This is a genomic window from Streptomyces sp. NBC_01264 (genome assembly GCF_026340675.1).
Lineage (GTDB): Bacteria > Actinomycetota > Actinomycetes > Streptomycetales > Streptomycetaceae > Streptomyces.
This window is the reverse complement of record NZ_JAPEOX010000001.1, coordinates 227249-243259: the sequence shown is the minus strand read 5'-3', so window position 1 is coordinate 243259 and position 16011 is coordinate 227249. Positions and strand designations below refer to the sequence as shown.

Below are 16011 nucleotides of genomic sequence, written 5' to 3'. Positions count from 1 at the left end.
AGCGTGACAGTAGGTGTCGACTCGTTGAAGTGTGCGTCCTGTTCCATCCCCCGCAGTGCGTGACGCTGTGACGTGTCGCGTCTCAAGGTGGTTGGAGAAAACTAATGCCCAAAACGTCTCGGTTCACTTCTCGGACTATTGGAACGCTTGGGTTTTCCGGGCTGCTTGTAGCCGGTTTGATGGCTCCATCGGCTTACGCCGATCAGGGAATGGTTCAGCTGAACCAGGTGACAACAGAGCAGGCCCCATACTTTACTGTATTCTCCCCCATCCCGAGGGGTGTGACATTGTCCGTAAACAACAGCGATATCACTGTCACAAATCCCACCGTAAAGCAGGTCGGGGAAACAGTTGCGACGCTGGGTGACACACTGTTCTTCGGTACGGCAACACTGACGAACAACGGCGACATGGAACAGACGCTCAGGTCGCAGTCGTTTGCCAAAACGATCACGAATTCTCTGAGCACCTCGGTAACTCGCGGCATTGAAACCGGCGTAAAAGTGACCGCCGGATTCAATTTCCTGGTGAAAGGTGAGGCCGAGTTCCATCAGGCGATCACTTACAGTGACACCACCATGCAGACCTCGACAGAAGCTGAAATCTATACGCTTCCTGCACAGAACATCAAGGTCCCGGCACACACCCAAGCCACAGTCACGGCTAGACTCCAGAGAGTGACAAGTAGTGGAAATCTGACCCTCCGCGCCGAACTCGGAGGTGTAAGCCGTGTAAGGATAATGATTGGATTCCTCCCGCTCACATTTGACGACTCTCTGTACAACGTCCTCGGGCCGGATATTTATTGGGCAAATCACCCTGCTGCTGGTGGGGGCAATCCGCCTCTGAAGAAGGTGGGCGCCCCTCCACTGCCGGAAAGTATCACGCTTGACTCAGTAAACAAGAAAGTCCACTTCGACGAAACGGCGACATTTACCGCAACCCATGGAACGCAAGTCGATGTAGCCGTGAACTTCACTCCGATCGGTCAGTCGAAAATGAAGGCCAGCGCCCCCGCGTCGTATCGCTACAGCGGCACCCCGCAGATCTCCCCTGCGCAATCTTGAGACGGAACTGAGCCTCTTTCCTACGACCGCAAACGGGCGTTGTCACGTTGTCGACATCGATTCTTCAGCGGTGCTCGTCGATGGTGGCACTGTCACCTTGTCGGAGTGTGACTGCAGGAGGGTAGGGGGGGGGCCTTCGGCGGCTGGTTGCTCAGGCCGCGAAGGGCATGGCGGCGACGCCGGTGATCTGGTCCCAGATGGTGAAGCGGACGGTCATTTCGAGGCGGTGGCGGCCGGCGGTGATGAGGTGGCGTCCGGTTCGGAAGTGGGGTGAGATCCCGGTGAACGCGGACAAGAACCGCTGCGCGGAGCCGGGGCTGCGGAATCCTTTCATCGCGCGTTCGCGTTGCCGGGTGGGCTGGTGTGAGTTCTCGGCCCGGTTGTTCAACCCCTTGTGTGCACGGTCCTCCACGACGGCATCACTTCCCGATGCGCCGCCCCGTACGAGGCGAGCTTGTCGGTGACGATCACCCGGGGCACCTGCCCGGTGGTGGTGAGGAGTCTCCGGAAGAAACGCCTGGCCGCAGCATTGTCTCGCCGGTTCTGGACCAGGATGTCGAGGACGTTGCCGTCCTGGTCGACAGCCCGCCACAGGTACTTGTGCACCCCGCCGATCTTGATGAAGACCTCGTCGAGGTGCCACTTGTCACCGGGCCGCGGACGCCTGCGGCGCAAGGCATCGGCATAGGTCTGACCGAACTTCCGACACCAGCGGCGGATGGTCTCGTAGGAGACGATCACCCCGCGCTCGAGCATCATCTCCTCGACCTCGCGCAAGGAGAGGGGGAAGCGGAAGTACAGCCACACGCAGTGCGAAATGATCTCTACCGGGTAGGGGTCTGTACGGTCAACGGTGGATCTTGAACGTGAAGTGACACCTGATGATTGACGTGACCGTGTCGGCTGAGGCCGTGGAAGAAGCGGAGCCAGCGGGGCTGGTGCCGGACGCTCTGGATGACCAGTTGATCAGCCAGCTGGTCGACCGGGCCCAGGCCGGCGGGATCAAGCTCACCGGCGAGGGCGGACTGCTCCAGCAGCTGACGAAGAGGATCCTTGAGTCCGCCCTCGAGGGCGAGATCACCGACCCCCTCGGGCATGAGAAGCACGAGAAGGCGACCTCGGGCAACACCCCGCAACGGCACCCGAGCCAAGACCGTGACGACGGAGGTCGGCCCGGTCGAGAATGAAGTTCCCCGTGACGGGGAGGGCTCGTTCGAGCCGCAGATCGTCAAGAAGCGGCAGCGCCGGCTGAGCGGTGTCGATGAGATGGTGCTGTCGCTCTCCGCCCGCGGCCTGACCCACGGCGAGATCTCCGCCCACCTGGCCGAGGTCTACGGCGCCGAGGTTTCCAAGACCACCATCTCCACGATCACCGACAAGGTGCTCGAGGGCATGCAGGAATGGCAGAACCGGCCTCTGGACTCGGGGCGGTCTACCCGGTCTTGTTCATCGACTGCGTGCACGTGAAGCTGCGAGACGGCAAGGTCGCCAACCGTCCGATCTACGTAGTGCTCGCGGTCACCGTCGAGGGCACCCGCGAGATCCTCGGATGGTGGGCCGGCGACGGCGGTGAGGGCGCCAAGTACTGGCTTTAGGTGCTGACCGAGATCAAGAATCGCGGAACGGAAGACGTCTGCATGGTCGTCTGTGACGGGCTCAAGGGCCTGCCGGATGCGATCGAGACGGTCTGGCCCCAGGCGATCACACAGACCTGCGTCGTTCACTTGATCAGGGCGTCGTTCCGCTATGCGGCCCGCCAGGACTGGGACAAGATCGCGCGGGCGCTGAAGCCCGTCTACACAGCACCCACGCAGGACGTCGCGGAGGAACGGTTCCTGGAGTTCTGTGACGCCGGGGGCAAGAAGTATCCGGCGATCGTGAGGCTGTGGGAGAACGCGTGGGCCGAGTTCGTTCCCTTCCTGCAGTTCGACACCGAGATACGGCGAGTTGTCTGCACCACGAACGCCATTGAGAGCGTGAACGCCCGGATCCGCAAGGCCGTGAGGGCTCGCGGACATTTCCCGAACGAGCAGGCCGCGATCAAGTGCGTCTACATGGCCATCATGAGCCTTGACCCGACCGGGCAGGGCCGCAAACGCTGGTCACAGCGACGGAAGGCCGCTCTCAACGCCTTCGAGATCACCTTCGACGGCCGGCTCTCCGCCGGCCGCCGCTGAACCCCCAACAACCCCAGAAACACCGTTCGATTTAGACCGACCGGCAAATGGATCACTTGAGGCGTCGGGTGGTGGGGCGGTCGGCCCAGCGGTAGCGGCTCGTTGCTCGACGGATGAGCATGCGGAGCGTGACGAGGGCGGCGGCCAGGTACAGGTAGAAGTCCACGATGCTGCCGCTCTTCTCTGTGCAGCGCCGCAGCTTGCCGTAGTCGTTCATCCACGAGTGCGTGCGCTCGACCACCCAGCGCTTGCCGGCTTGGATCGGGGCTGGCACGCCCTTACGCGCGATCTCGGCCGTGAATCCCAACTCGGCTATACTGACTTCAGCTCTTTGGGGTGAATGTTTGCGAAGTCCCTGATGGGTCTGGGTGGGTGGCTGTATCCGTGGTGTGTGAAATATGCGGATGGGGGCGGGCTGACTCCTGCGGGACGTCGGCGCCGGGAGACGGTTCGTATGCAGGCGGCTGAGCTGTTCGAGCAGAAGATCAATCCGTCGGAGGTCGCACGGCGGCTTCGGGTGAGCGTGAAGTCGGCTTATCAATGGCATCAGTTGTGGCGGGATGGTGGTGTTCAGGCTCTGGCCTCCCGCGGTCCGAGCGGTCCACGGTGCCGTCTGTCCCCGCGGTGTCTGGAGAAGCTGGCCGCGTATCTGGAGCAGGGCCCGGCCGCTCATGGCTGGGTGGAGGACCAGGTGTGGACCGCGTCGAGGGTGGCCACGCTGATCGGCCGGAAGTTCCACGTCACCTACAGCGTCTCGGGCGCTACCCGGTTGATGCACCGGCTCGGCTTCAGCCCGCAGGTCCCCGCCCGGCGGGTCGCCGAACGCGATGAGCAGGCCGTGAGTATGTGGCGGGAGGCGACCTGGCCGGAGGTAAAAGGGCGAGGGCGGCCTGCGGGGGCTACGTCTGCTTCGAAGACGAAGCCGGGTTCACCCGCAGGCCGCCCCGGGGGCGTACCTGGGGCCGGCGAGGAGTGACTCCGGTCGTCACCATCAGCGGCCGGCGGTCGGGACGGCTGTCGGTGGCCGGGCTGATCGCGATGCGGCCAGGCTCGAGGACCCGGCTGTGTCACCGCCTACGGACCCATCCCGCGGGCAAGGGAACACGTCGCAGCATGAGCGAGCGGGACTTCATCGCGCTCGTCGACGGAGTCCACCAGCTGGTCAGGGCACCGATCGTGCTGGTCTGGGACCGGCTGAACACCCACGTCTCCCGCAGGATGCGCGACTTCGTCGCCGAGCGTGAATGGCTGACCGTGTTCCTGTTGCCCGCCTACTCACCCGAACTCAACCCAGTCGAGTGGGTATGGGCCCACGTCAAACGCAGCCTCGCCAACCTCGCCGTCATGGCCCTCGACCGCCTCGAAGCCCTCGTCCGCAACCGCCTCAAACGCCTTCAATACCGGCCCCACACCCTCGACGGCTTCATAGCCGGCACCGGCCTGACCCTCGACGCACCACCCTCACCCTGAAAAGCCGAAGTCAGTAAGGTCCAGAACCCCTCTCTAGAACCCGACAGCACCTCCGTCCGTCCGTCCGTCCGTGTCTGTAGGTGGAGGCGTGCGCGCGAACACGGATGGAGGGACGGACGGCGGCGGCGGAGTTGTGGTTGAGGACCAGGACCAGGCGCAGCCGGCCGGGGGAGCGGCAGCGGCTTACGCCGCGCCGCTGAATGACAACAGCGCAGCAGCAGCCGAGGCTGCTCGGGGCCCGGGTGGTGTTGCTGACTGCGGGCCGGTGGTGGGGAGCCCTGGGGTGCTGCTGCTGACGGAGATCGGCGCGTGGCACCCGGAGTACCTATTGACGGGTCAGACCCTGGCGGATCAGGGCCTGATGGTGACGGGGATGCTGGAGGCCGGTTGGAAGGCCGCGAGCATCCGGCAGGTGATCACGGGGCGCGACCTGCCCGTACCGCTGACCCGTACGGTCGGCGCGATCGTCTCCGCACGGCTGCGCGAGGCTGCGCGCGGACCCGTTCCCTCCCCGACCGCCTCTTGGGTACCGGCGCAGGGTGGGCCGGCTGACAATCCGGTGGATCACTCCAGTACCGGGGTAGCGGGTCGGACGGTCGCCGAGGCGACTGCCCACCGAACGGGGTACGAGTGCTCCGATTGCGGCCGGCCGCCGGAGGACGGCGAGGAGCTGTGCGCGGAGTGCGCGGGGTGGCCTCGCTGCGAGGGAACGTGCGGTCACCGACTGCGCCACGGCAGGATGTGCGAGCCCTGCGCCCTGGCGGTGCACCACGCGGCGGTGGAAGCACCGCCGACCCCGGAGGGCACCTGCCCCGGAGTTGACGGTGCGGCAGAACCGTGCGGGCGGCAGATCGTCACCCTGGGACTCTGCTTCCGGTGCCGCGCTGAGGCAGAGAGGGTCAGGGCCCGGGTCGTGGCGGAGTGGGAAGCCGCCGCGCGAGCAGCCGTTGCAGCAGTCGAGGCAGCCGAGGGGCAGCACGCACCCGCCCCGTTCTAGCCGCTGTACGCCCCACTGAGCGCCCGCCAGCGCACCTCAGGCCCTCGGGTCCGACGTGTGCCTGATGGACGCTCAGTGGGGCCCGTGCGAACGCGTGTTGCCTAAGCGCACATCTGAGACGGAAGTGAAGAACCTCATGGGCATCGTCGGAGACAGCCTGGACCGCGCCGCGCAGGCCGGTTTCACCCGCCCCATACCGAAGTCAGCGGGCGCCCAGGTCCGCTACCTGGTCCGCCAACACAAGGGCTCGACAAAGGCCGTAGCGGCCCTCCTGGGCGTCGCGCAGCGCACCGTGGAGCGGTACGTCAAAGACCAGATCAAGAAGCCCAAGCAGGGGCTTGCGGAGCGGTTGGCGGCCGAAGTGCGGCGCAGGTGGCAGCCCCTGGTGCGCAAGCGCGCACGGGACAAGGCCGCGAAGCAGACCGGGATGGTCATCGAGACCCGCGCCCGGTTCGGTTTCACCGCGGCCCCCGGCACGTCGGACGACGGCCGGATGCGCCGGATCACTCAGCACCTGGCCCCCGAACACGCGGCCCGGCTGCTCGCCGCCCAGGACGCCGGCGCCCCCGAAACGCAGCTCCAGAAGATAGCTGCGGAAGGCCTCCAGGAGGCCTACTTCAAGGACGGTGGGAACCGCGCCCCGGGCCTCCTCGTGGAGTTCACCGACATCGACTACATCGAGGTGAACCTGTAGACCCCGGGGCCGATTCAGCGGGACGTGCCCGGCCCCGCTTCCTGTCGGGTAGACGGTCTGGCGGGTGACCTTGCCGGTCTTCAGGTCGGTGCGGTGCCGCAGGATTTTCACTGCCTGGACGGCGTGGGGGAAGTCCAGGTCGAGGCCGGTGACGGTGAGGGTGCGTATCGAGCGGGTCTCGCGTCGGCCGTGCCCGCGCTCGCGGTCGTAGCGGCGCGGTGACCTCACTTCCACGGCAGGGCCTTGATGGCCGCGTGGAGGCCTGGCTGGTTGCCCTTGACGACCATGAGGTAGTGGGCGTTCTTCACGTCCATCAGCCATTTCGCGTGTTCGCGCTGGGTGTGGAGGGCGTCGGCGTCCCCAGACCCCACCGACAACGTGACAGTGCCCCCTGGGCTGCTGGCCTTGATGTTGAACAGACAGTGGCCCAGGAAGCCGTGGCTCCTGCGCCCGCAGAATCGTTTGCGCTCGCTCTCACCGGGATTTCGTGTACGCCACCTACTCACGCCCGGAGGTCCTGGCCGGGCCTCCGCCCGGCCGGGATGGCGCGGGCCGGCGGTGTGTGCCGTGACGGGTGGACAGACCCGTGGGCACAGGGATCTCGGGTCGGGCGGTCACGGCCCGGGCGGGCCCGCTTGCGCCGAGGCGTCGGTGTGCCGGAGCTCTGCGAGGAGCTCGTTCTGTCCTGCGAGGAGTTCGGTGAGGATGCGGCGTGCGGCGCGCAGGAGTTCCGCCACGTCGCCGCCGGCGAGGGCGTAGCTGACGGTGGAGCCGTCGCGGATGGAGATCACGATGCCGGACCGGCGGAGTACCGCGAGTTGCTGGGAGAGGTTGGACGGCTCGATCTCGATCTCGTTGAGGAGCTCGCGTACAGGTACGGGTCCGTTCTGGAGCAGCTCCAGAACGCGGATCCGGACGGGATGTCCGAGCATGCGGAAGAACTCTGCCTTGGCCTGGTACAGCGGCACCTGCATGCGACGACACTCTCCACCCGCGGTTCGACCATTTCAGGGCCGGCAGCTGACCTGCCGGATCTTTGGTGTCCGGCTCCAGCCATCTTCCCGTCTCCCGGCCCGGCCTGCCCCGGCCTGATCACATTCAGATGTGCCGAGTTGAAGACTCTTTCAACTCACGGGCATGCGGAGCCGGGAAGCAGGGCGACGGCTATAGCTCCAGTTCGGCCTCGATGCGCTTGAGCTGGTGCCTGGCCATGGCCAGGTTCGCCCGACCCTTGTCCAGGACGAGGTACAGGAACAGGCCGTTGCCCCCGCGGCCCCTGATCAGCCGCATGAGGTGGTACTGGCTGCCGAGGGTGATCAGCAGATCCTCGATGTCGTCCTTGAGACCCAGCATCTCCATCGTGCGGACCTTCGCCCGGATCACGTCGGTGTTCCCCGCCGCGGCCACCGTCAGATCGAGGTCCTTGCCCCCTCCCAGCGTTCCCAGCGCCATTCCGCTCGTGTAATCGACCAGCGCGACCGCCACGCTCCCCTCGATCGAGGTCATCGCCTCCTTCAGAGACGTCTCCACACTCAGCATCAGTACCCGCTCCCTCTGTTCTGGACAGCCCCGGCCGGTGTCCACGCGCCGGCCGAGTGATGACCGCAGACGCTACCCACACGACGCCAGGAGCTACGGGAACATCGGGAATCTGGCAGGAATCACCCCCCCCGTGCTCTAGCATCCGCCCCCTCGAAGTGCCCCTCGACACACTGCCCGAGATGGCAGCACCACGGTGCTCGGGAGCCAAGCCGAGCGTGCCGAGGGCGCTGTCACGTTGTCGGTGGTGTGATCGTTTGATTGTGCGTCAGGCTGTGCGGGGGCCGTCGGCGGCCCGCTGCTCAGGCTGTGGCGGGCATGCCGGTGGCACCGGTGATCTGGTCCCAGATGGTGAACCTGACGGTCATCTCGAAGCGGTGGCGGCCGGCGGTCATCAGGTGCCGGTGGGGTCGGAAGTGGGGTGAGATCCCGGTGAACGCGGACAGGAACCGCTGAGCTTGTCGTTTATGGTCCGATGTCGAACGCGACTCGCACTTGGTCGGCGTTTTCGCAGTTCAGCGGACGCGAAGGCGGCCTTCGCTTGATCCTGGGCTCCGTCACAGAGCGGATCAGCGCGAAGGCCGTGGTCATGAGTCTGATGGAGCAGGACGTCCTGCGGGACGCGTTCGCGGAAGTGTCACACTTCCGGTCGGAGTTGTACGCGTGTCTGACCGTGCGGGGCGATGCCTTGTTCGAGTTGTGCGACGCGTTGCTGTGCACGGACGGACCGGTGCGGACGCTCGTAGATCTCGCGCTCGCGCCTGAACACCGCCGTGGTCACGGTGGTTTGTACGGCGGTCTCAACCAGGGCCGGATCGATGTCGCCCGGCTGCGCCGGGCCCTGGCCGGGATGCCACTGCCGAGGGCGGCGGACGGCAGGCTGGTCCTGGCGGTGGACGTCTCGCCGTGGCTGAGGCCGGACGCCAATACCTGCGCTGACCGGGCCTTCTGCCACACTTTCGGCCGTGGCGTGGGCAAACACCAGATGGTGCCCGGCTGGCCGTACTCGGTAGTGGCCGCGCTGGAGAGCGGCCGCACCTCGTGGACGGCAGTGCTCGATGCGGTCCGTCTCCGGCCCGGCGCTGACGTGGCAGCGGTGACCACGTTCCAGATTCGCGAGGTCCTCGAGCGACTCGTTGCAGCGGGCCAGTGGAAGCCAGGCGACCCGAACATCCTGGTCGTGCTGGACGCCGGATACGACGCTCCGCGCATCGCTCACCTGCTGGCCGGCCTGCCCGTCGAGATCCTGGGACGGATGCGTTCGGACCGGGTGATGTGCCGGCCGGCTCCCACCCGCGAGGAGTTCCACAGGCAGCATCCCGCCGGCGGACGCCCACCGAGGCACGGCGGCGAGTTCGTCTTCGGCCAGCCCGAGACCTGGGGCTCTGAGCATGTCGTGACGGCCACGGACACCCGCCTCTACGGGAATGCGACCGCGCGGGCGTGGGACCGGCTGCACCCCAGGCTGACCCGGCGGGCCGCCTGGCTCGCCCACGGGGCTGAACTGCCCGTGATCGAGGGGACCGTCATCCGCCTGACCGTGGAGAAACTGCCCAGCGGCGGGGTCAACAAGCCGGTCTGGCTGTGGTGGTCGGGCACCGGCGCCACCACCGCGGACGTCGACCGCTGCTGGCAGTCCTTCCTCCGACGATTCGACCTCGAGCACACCTTCCGCCTGTTCAAACAGACCCTCGGCTGGACCAAGCCCCGGCTCCGCAGCTCGGACGCGGCAGACCGCTGGACCTGGATCATCCTGGCCGCACATGCCCGGCTCCGCCTTGCCCGCCCGCTGGCCGCCGACCTCCGCCGGCCGTGGGAGAAGCCAGCGGAACCGAACAGGCTGACACCGGCCCGCGTCCGCAGAGGGTTCAGGAACCTGCACGCGCGGACCGGCACACCAGCCCGTGCACCAAAACCGACCCGCCCGGGCCCCGGCCGACCTCCCGGCTCGAAGAACCAGCGTCCCGCCACCCGCTACGACGTCGGACGCGTCCTCGCCACCGGCGAGCCCTACACCCGACCAGCACACCACAAAATCGGGACCAAACCCCGCCGAACTGGATAAACGACAAGCTGAGTGCCTGATTGGATACCTCGAAACCGCAGGTCAGGCCGGAGATGTGACAGCAGGGGTAGTAGTCGCCGTTCCGTTTCGGCGTCTCGGTGACGCTGAATCCGAACGGCGAGAACGGTCCTGTCTGTCGCCTGGTGTCGGGGGAATCCTTCGGTTATGCGCGACACATGTGGGTGGTGCGGGGCAGTGCTTCCAGGAGGAGGGCGCGGCGCCGGTACTGCTCGCGGCCTCGTTTGTGCAGGCAGCCGCCTACCGCGGGCGGCGCAGGGCGAAGGCCACGTTCCGGGCCCGGGTGGCGTTGCTCCAGATCACCGGAGAGATCCGTAACCGGTGTGAGGTTCTGGAGCTCGTCCTGGCCGACGCGGCCGAGCAACAGCGGCCGGCCCCGGGGCTGCACAGCACGGCCGCCGCCGATGCCGCGCACCTGGCTCGGGAACTGGTCCGCGTCGCTGTCATCGCCGACCGCGCGGCGGGGGCGACGGGGGCGGACGTCGGCCGCCCGTATGAGCTGACCGCCGACGCCGCGCGGGCCCGGTGGGGCCACCTGTACCTCACCTGGCCACCCGAGCAACGCCCCACATGATCGCCAGGTATCCAATCAGACACTGAGCACGTCCTGCACTGGATCGCCTGGCGGCGCCACCACCAAGCCGTCGCCACCGCCTGCCACCAGCAACGACACCACCTCCACGACCAGCCGTGATCCCGAACTACAGCTGCCGTGGCTGAGGGGGAAGCGGAAGTACAGCCGCACACAGTGCGAAATGATCTCCACCGGGTAGCGATGGTTCGCGTACGACGGCACCACAGACGACACGAACCCCGCCCTTTCAGGACACCGACAACCTGAAGATCATCCCAGACCGCCACCGACAACGTGACAGTGCCCGCGAGAGAGGGGTCAGCGGCGGCGTCGTGCTGCGATGATCAGGGCCGCTCCGATTCCGGCGGCGCCCAGCGCTCCGGCACCCCACCACAGGGCGTTGCTGCCGGTGGTGGCCAGGACCTGATCGACCAGGGACTTCCCGCCGTCGTCCCCGCCCTTGCCACCGCCGTCATCGGCCGGCGGGTTCTGACCATCACCCGGCGGCGGGGTCTGATCACCGGGCTTGTCCGGGGCATTCGGCTTGTCCGGGTCATTCGGCTTGTCGGGGTCGTTCGGCTTGTCTGGGTCGTTCGGCTTGTCCGGGTCGTCGTTCGGCTCGTCGGCTGCGACCTTCACCTGCGTACTCGCGCAGATGTCCTGGCATTCCTGCGGGTTGGCAGCATCCGAATGGACCGCCAGCACATCGAAGGTGAACTTCTTCGCCTCCTTCGGAGTGAACGTCAGCGTCAATGACTTCTCCTGACCAGGCTTCAGATCACCGACCTTCCACGTCCCGTCCGTGCTGAAATCAGCCCCGCCGTCATGGGTGAGACCTTCCACCGCCGGGATATTCAGCTCGGCAACGGTCCCGCGGGCCGTGGACGGACCCTCCTTGTTGGCGACCGTGACCTTCACCCTGGCCTGCTCACCCACCTTGACCGAGTCCTTGCCGTCCACCGCCGCGATCGCAACATCTAGACCCGCTACCTGCCGGACCTCGACTGGGTGCTTCACCTGGTCACCGACCTTGTTGTTCGGCTCGGACTTATCCAGCGCGGTCTCCGACTTCTTCAGCGTCGCCTGGTAATCCAGTACGTCATGGTCCGGCAGCACCGTGCCGGTCAGCTTCAACCCCGCCGTACCACCGGTCGGCACATCAGCCGGCTTCCATAGACCGTCCTCGTACGAGCCCCCGCCCGTCAGCACGGACTGGACCTCACCAACCCCGGCAGGAACCGGAACTTCGATCTCCAAACCTTTCGCCTTCGACACGCCGGTGTTGGAGGTCTTCACCGTCCAGGCCACCTTCTGCCCCGGCAGCGGGCGCACACCCGCACTCCCGTCCGGAACGACCGTCAGGCGCACACCTGCCCGCTGCACGACATTCAGCTCACTGACCGCCATATGGCCTGCAATGTCATTGTTCTCGTCACACGGCTTGTACTCACCAGGGAAACCAGGATCGGTCCCCACGACACACACCCGGTGCACCGTCTTCTCTTCATCAGCGGGGACGACCCCGTTCACCGTCAACCTGGCTGTATCTCCGGCCTCGACGGTCGGGATGGTCCACACCCCCTTCGCGTAGTGCGTTCCCTCCGGACCGGCCCATGTACCCATCGTCATGCCCGTTGGCATGACGTGCCCGATCTTTACACCCGGGGCATCTGACGGACCTTCATTTGCCACATCGATCTCATACGTGACCGCCTCACCCGGCGTATAGTCCCCCGACTCACCACTAGCAGATGGCACCGCCGACACAGCCACCTTCAACTGAGCCTCCCGCGCGACGTTCACGGACGTCTGGGAGGTGTTGACCGGATTGCCCGTCTGCACGCGATCCTTGTACGACGACTCCTGGTCGATGTCTGCCCTGAGGGTCATCTTCTTCTCGTTGCCAGGCACCGTCACCGGAAGCGTCAAGGCCGCCTTCTTCTTGGCGTCCATCGCCCCGATGGACCACACTCCGGAAGTCTTGTCGTAGCCGGCAACGTCCTCATTCAGCTTAACGTTCGGAGGGAGTGGGACCTTCACCAAGAAATTTTCAGTGGACGCAGGTCCGTAATTATCAGCATCGACGACAAGCCGTAGCTTTTGCCCTGGCTTCACTGCACTGCCCTCCTCCAGCTGGCCTCCGGTTTCACCGTCCAGGATCTTGGTATGCACACGGAGATCAAGCGCATTCGTGGAAGCGCCTTTATACTTTATCGAGCCAAGCGGATTATTCGGGCCGACAGCACTCGACGAAACCTTGCCCTCGACTGACAGATCCCCTACATTTGCCACAATTCCCGAAACCCTAATTTTTTTCGACTCTCCGGTCTTTATTTCCCCGATCTGGCATTTTACGGACCCGTCGGCATTGCTACGTGTGCACGGCTCACCATCCGGCCCCTTCAGATCGGTGATTCCCGACGGATTCACATCGAGGACGACGCCCGGTGCAGTATCCGGTCCAGAATTTTTTACGAAAAAATCGACATCAGCCTTCTCGCCCTGTAGGTATTCACCCTGCTTCGTAAACCCGCCACCGTCAGCGAAAGCGACATCGGCACGAACGACGGGAATATCAGTCGAACTCTGAGGAGTCGTCTTGCCATCAAGAGTCAGGCTGGTCTTCTGTGTCAATTTATCAACATCTCGCACCTGGTCCACATTGGCGATCTTGACCCCATACTTGACCTGATAGTGATCACCCGGCTCTATCTTTCCCCCTCCGGCTGCCCCACCAATCGGAACAGTGAGCGCCTGCCCATCGATCATCGCGTCATCGACTTTTTTCCACCCTTCATCACCGCTCTGCGCAACACGACGAATCCACACCTGTCCGTCGTAACCAATTCCTTGCGGAAGAGTGACGCCGAGAGATGTTCCTCTCGCTATCGCACCGCCTTCGTGGTTTACATCGATCACAACGTCTTCAGGATTTCCTCTCTCCAGAGGAGTAATCTTCGACACTTGCGACGTGACCACAGGAATGTATTCGTATGTCACATTGGCGATCGCGATCTGATTGCCGGGTCTCAGCTTAAACAAAATCAACCCCGCCTCCGATTCCAAGTGCACTTCCCCCGTGACGGTCTCCCACTGGCTCGGACTCTTTAGCATGATGGTCTTCGGTTTCGTCTGGTAAGTTCCGATTTGATAGTCCAGCCACTGGGTCCCCACATTCACCCGTCTTGCGTCGAAACTATATCGAACCAAGGCCCCTTTTACCGTGTTGAAAGATTGTTTAAGGTCACCGTGAGTGAGGATGGCTGCCTGCTGTCCGGGCGCCGGGCCGCCAGGAGACAAAGTCGGCATCTCAGATTCATCCCAGAAATCTGGTTTGACCCGAGTGTTCTGGGCGACCTTCGGTGTCGCCAAGCTGCCGTTCTTGAAATTCGGAGGAGTGGCCGGAAGTGGTGTAGCATCTTTGGTTGCCGCGCTCGCATACTGGAACGCTGTCATAGACATGATAAATGCGACAATGACCGCCCCCAGCCATGTCGTCCTCCGTGAATATCGGTGTTTTCTATTGGCCATGTGCGGGATCTTTTCCTCAGTCTGTGGATTATTTAGGACCGGCACTCCATTCAGGTGGCTCGAGAAATGACCCCAAGGTGTGCGCTTTCTTACGCGCGCGCCCTGGGTCCACCCCTGGCACCTCGAAGTCCAGAACTTTCCGTTACCCATGCGTGCCCTCTTTGCCTGTCGTGCGTGCGATGCGCATCGCAAGGCTTGTCTACAGACGCCAAGGAAAAGTAGCCAGACCTTGTTTCTCCTGGTATTGCGAGCACCAGGATGGGCGATCGGTGCCCGGCCGACGGCGTCGAAGGAGCCGGCCCCGGCGCATGCGGGTGCCGGTGGTCGACGAGACCTGCTGCGCTGGCGCCCTGGACGGGGTGCTCTCGCCAGATCAGGTGACGGCCGCCTGGGCCACCGGAGCCGGGCGAGCCTTGATCCGCCGAAGGCGGTACCCGCCCAAGGAGTGGAGCGGGGTGAGGGTCTCCCTGGCCCTACCGGCCTGCCGCAGGGGCAGGTGTGGCCGGCCGCCGAGGCCTTTCTACGAATCAGCCCCGCCCAGCTCTTCGAGTCGCGCGAGACGATTTCGTGTCTCATTGTCGAGCGGTATGTGCAGCACCATATGTGCATCGGTTCCCGCTTGGAGCCGCAGCCAGAGAATTTCCATGTGGAGCAAGCCGACGTGAGCATTGTGGATGTTTGGACCTGTCCTGCCTTAAGTATAGATTCGGGTGGCGGAGTCGAAAAAGTTCCGGTTCGGTCAGAACTTCGGCCTGGTATCGTCTCTACTATGATTCATTTGGTCTGGTTATTCTCCGGTAATTCCCCGAAGGGCCGGCCCTGGCTCCGCGAAGCCGAGGCCCGCCGAGCGCAGCGAGGCGGTTCTGTGAATGGGGCGGCTGGTGGAATTGGTTGGGCGTCAGCCGGTTCCGCGCGGTCGTTGCTGGTCTCACCGTGCATTGATGGTGATTTTGGCTGCCACTGTGTGCGTTCTCATTCATGCTGCGGTATGGCCGTCTCTAGGCATTTCTTTGACCTGTGGTGCTGCAGACCATTGAGGCTTTCGGTGATGGGTTGCTTCCGGTGCGGGTCTGTAAAGTTTTCGGTGTAACTGGGTTGGTTTGTAGGATCAGATTCGGTTGTTGGTGAGGCGTTCGTCGAAGGCGATGTCGAAGGCTTGAAGGGCTCGCTTCCAGCGGGTGGTCCAGCGTTTGCGGCCGGCGCCGGTCGGGTCGAGGGACATCACCGCGAGGTAGATGCATTTCAGGGCGGCGTTCTCCGAGGGGAAGTGGCCGCGGGCCGGGACCGCCCGGCGGATGCGGGCGTTGACGGACTCGATCGCGTTGGTCGTGCAGACGATCCGGCGGATCTCGGCGTCGAACTGCAGGGACGGTACGAACTCCGGCCAGGCGTTCTCCCACAACCTGACGATCGCCGGGTACTTCTGTCCCCATTCCTCACAGAACTCGAGGAACCGGCTGGTGGCCGCGTCCTCGGTCGGCGCGGTATAGACCGGCTTCAAGGCTTTGGCGATCTTGTCCCAGCCCTGGCGGCCTGCATAGCGGAACGAGGCCCGCAGCAGGTGGACGACGCAGGTCTGGACGACGGTCTGGGGCCAGACCTCACCGACCGCGTCGGGCAGACCCTTCAGCCCGTCGCAGACCATCATGAGGACGTCCTCGACGCCGCGGTTCTTCAGCTCGGTCAGGACCCGCAGCCAGTGCTTGGCCCCTTCCCCGCCTTCGCCGCCGGCCCACAGCCCGAGGATGTCGCGGTGGCCCTCCGCCGTGACCGCCAACGCCATATAGATCGGGCGGTTGGCCACCTGACCGTCACGGATCTTCACGTTGACGCAGTCGATGAACACGACCGGATAGACGCGGCGGTTTCCATCGGTGGT

9 protein-coding genes and 6 pseudogenes are annotated in these 16011 nt (G+C 64.7%); 6 read left to right on the top strand and 9 right to left on the bottom strand.

Annotation, left to right across the window (positions count from 1 at the left end; genetic code table 11):
- The first annotated feature begins 281 nt into the window (after positions 1-281).
- Positions 282-1067: an ETX/MTX2 family pore-forming toxin gene (locus tag OG435_RS01180; RefSeq protein WP_266874828.1), complete on the top strand. Its 786-nt coding sequence runs from the start codon at positions 282-284 to the stop codon at positions 1065-1067.
- Positions 1068-1218: 151 nt separating this feature from the next.
- On the opposite strand, the pseudogene OG435_RS01175 reads toward OG435_RS01180, so the two are convergent.
- Positions 1219-1889, bottom strand: a pseudogene (locus OG435_RS01175) (IS6 family transposase).
- A 59-nt stretch (positions 1890-1948) separates the two neighbouring features.
- On the opposite strand from OG435_RS01175, the pseudogene OG435_RS01170 reads away from it, so the two are divergent.
- A pseudogene (locus OG435_RS01170) lies at positions 1949-3244 on the top strand (IS256 family transposase).
- A 52-nt stretch (positions 3245-3296) separates the two neighbouring features.
- Here the strand turns inward: OG435_RS01170 and OG435_RS01165 are convergent.
- Positions 3297-3557: pseudogene (locus tag OG435_RS01165) on the bottom strand (IS5/IS1182 family transposase); the annotation flags it as partial.
- A gap of 78 nt (positions 3558-3635) precedes the next feature.
- Between OG435_RS01165 and OG435_RS50630 the strand changes: the two are divergent.
- A protein-coding gene (locus OG435_RS50630; protein ID WP_430625547.1) for an IS630 family transposase occupies positions 3636-4714 on the top strand; the annotation gives its coding sequence in 2 pieces (ribosomal slippage) (positions 3636-4137 and positions 4137-4714; 1080 coding nt in all).
- Between the two features lie 1133 nt (positions 4715-5847).
- The gene (gene tpg, locus OG435_RS01150) at positions 5848-6405 is read left to right on the top strand and encodes a telomere-protecting terminal protein Tpg (RefSeq protein WP_266874827.1); all 558 of its coding nucleotides are present in this window, start codon (positions 5848-5850) and stop codon (positions 6403-6405) included.
- A 224-nt stretch (positions 6406-6629) separates the two neighbouring features.
- Here the strand turns inward: tpg and OG435_RS01145 are convergent, their stop codons facing one another.
- The 4 genes and pseudogenes from OG435_RS01145 to OG435_RS01130 all read right to left on the bottom strand — a co-directional run.
- Positions 6630-6776: a hypothetical protein gene (locus OG435_RS01145; protein WP_266874826.1), complete on the bottom strand. Its 147-nt coding sequence runs from the start codon at positions 6774-6776 to the stop codon at positions 6630-6632.
- 243 nt (positions 6777-7019) lie between these two features.
- Positions 7020-7379, bottom strand: a complete 360-nt coding sequence (locus OG435_RS01140; RefSeq protein WP_266874825.1) for an ArsR/SmtB family transcription factor — start codon at positions 7377-7379, stop codon at positions 7020-7022.
- 190 nt (positions 7380-7569) lie between these two features.
- Positions 7570-7944, bottom strand: coding sequence for a hypothetical protein (locus tag OG435_RS01135; protein ID WP_266874824.1), 375 nt, complete (start codon positions 7942-7944; stop codon positions 7570-7572).
- Positions 7945-8246: 302 nt separating this feature from the next.
- Positions 8247-8402, bottom strand: a pseudogene (locus OG435_RS01130) (IS6 family transposase); the annotation flags it as partial.
- A gap of 131 nt (positions 8403-8533) precedes the next feature.
- Here OG435_RS01130 and OG435_RS01125 point away from each other — a divergent pair.
- Complete coding sequence (locus OG435_RS01125) at positions 8534-10009, top strand: NF041680 family putative transposase (RefSeq protein ID WP_266881490.1); 1476 nt, start codon at positions 8534-8536, stop codon at positions 10007-10009.
- Positions 10010-10187: 178 nt separating this feature from the next.
- Positions 10188-10601, top strand: coding sequence for a hypothetical protein (locus tag OG435_RS01120; RefSeq protein ID WP_266874823.1), 414 nt, complete (start codon positions 10188-10190; stop codon positions 10599-10601).
- 141 nt (positions 10602-10742) lie between these two features.
- Here the strand turns inward: OG435_RS01120 and OG435_RS01115 are convergent.
- From OG435_RS01115 to OG435_RS01105, 3 genes and pseudogenes are all read right to left on the bottom strand, one after another.
- Positions 10743-10835 (bottom strand): annotated as a pseudogene (locus OG435_RS01115) (IS6 family transposase); the annotation flags it as partial.
- 84 nt (positions 10836-10919) lie between these two features.
- On the bottom strand, positions 10920-14057 hold the full coding sequence (locus tag OG435_RS01110; protein WP_266874822.1) for a hypothetical protein: 3138 nt from the start codon (positions 14055-14057) through the stop codon (positions 10920-10922).
- A 1183-nt stretch (positions 14058-15240) separates the two neighbouring features.
- Positions 15241-15993: pseudogene (locus OG435_RS01105) on the bottom strand (IS256 family transposase); the annotation flags it as partial.
- Positions 15994-16011 lie beyond the last annotated feature (18 nt).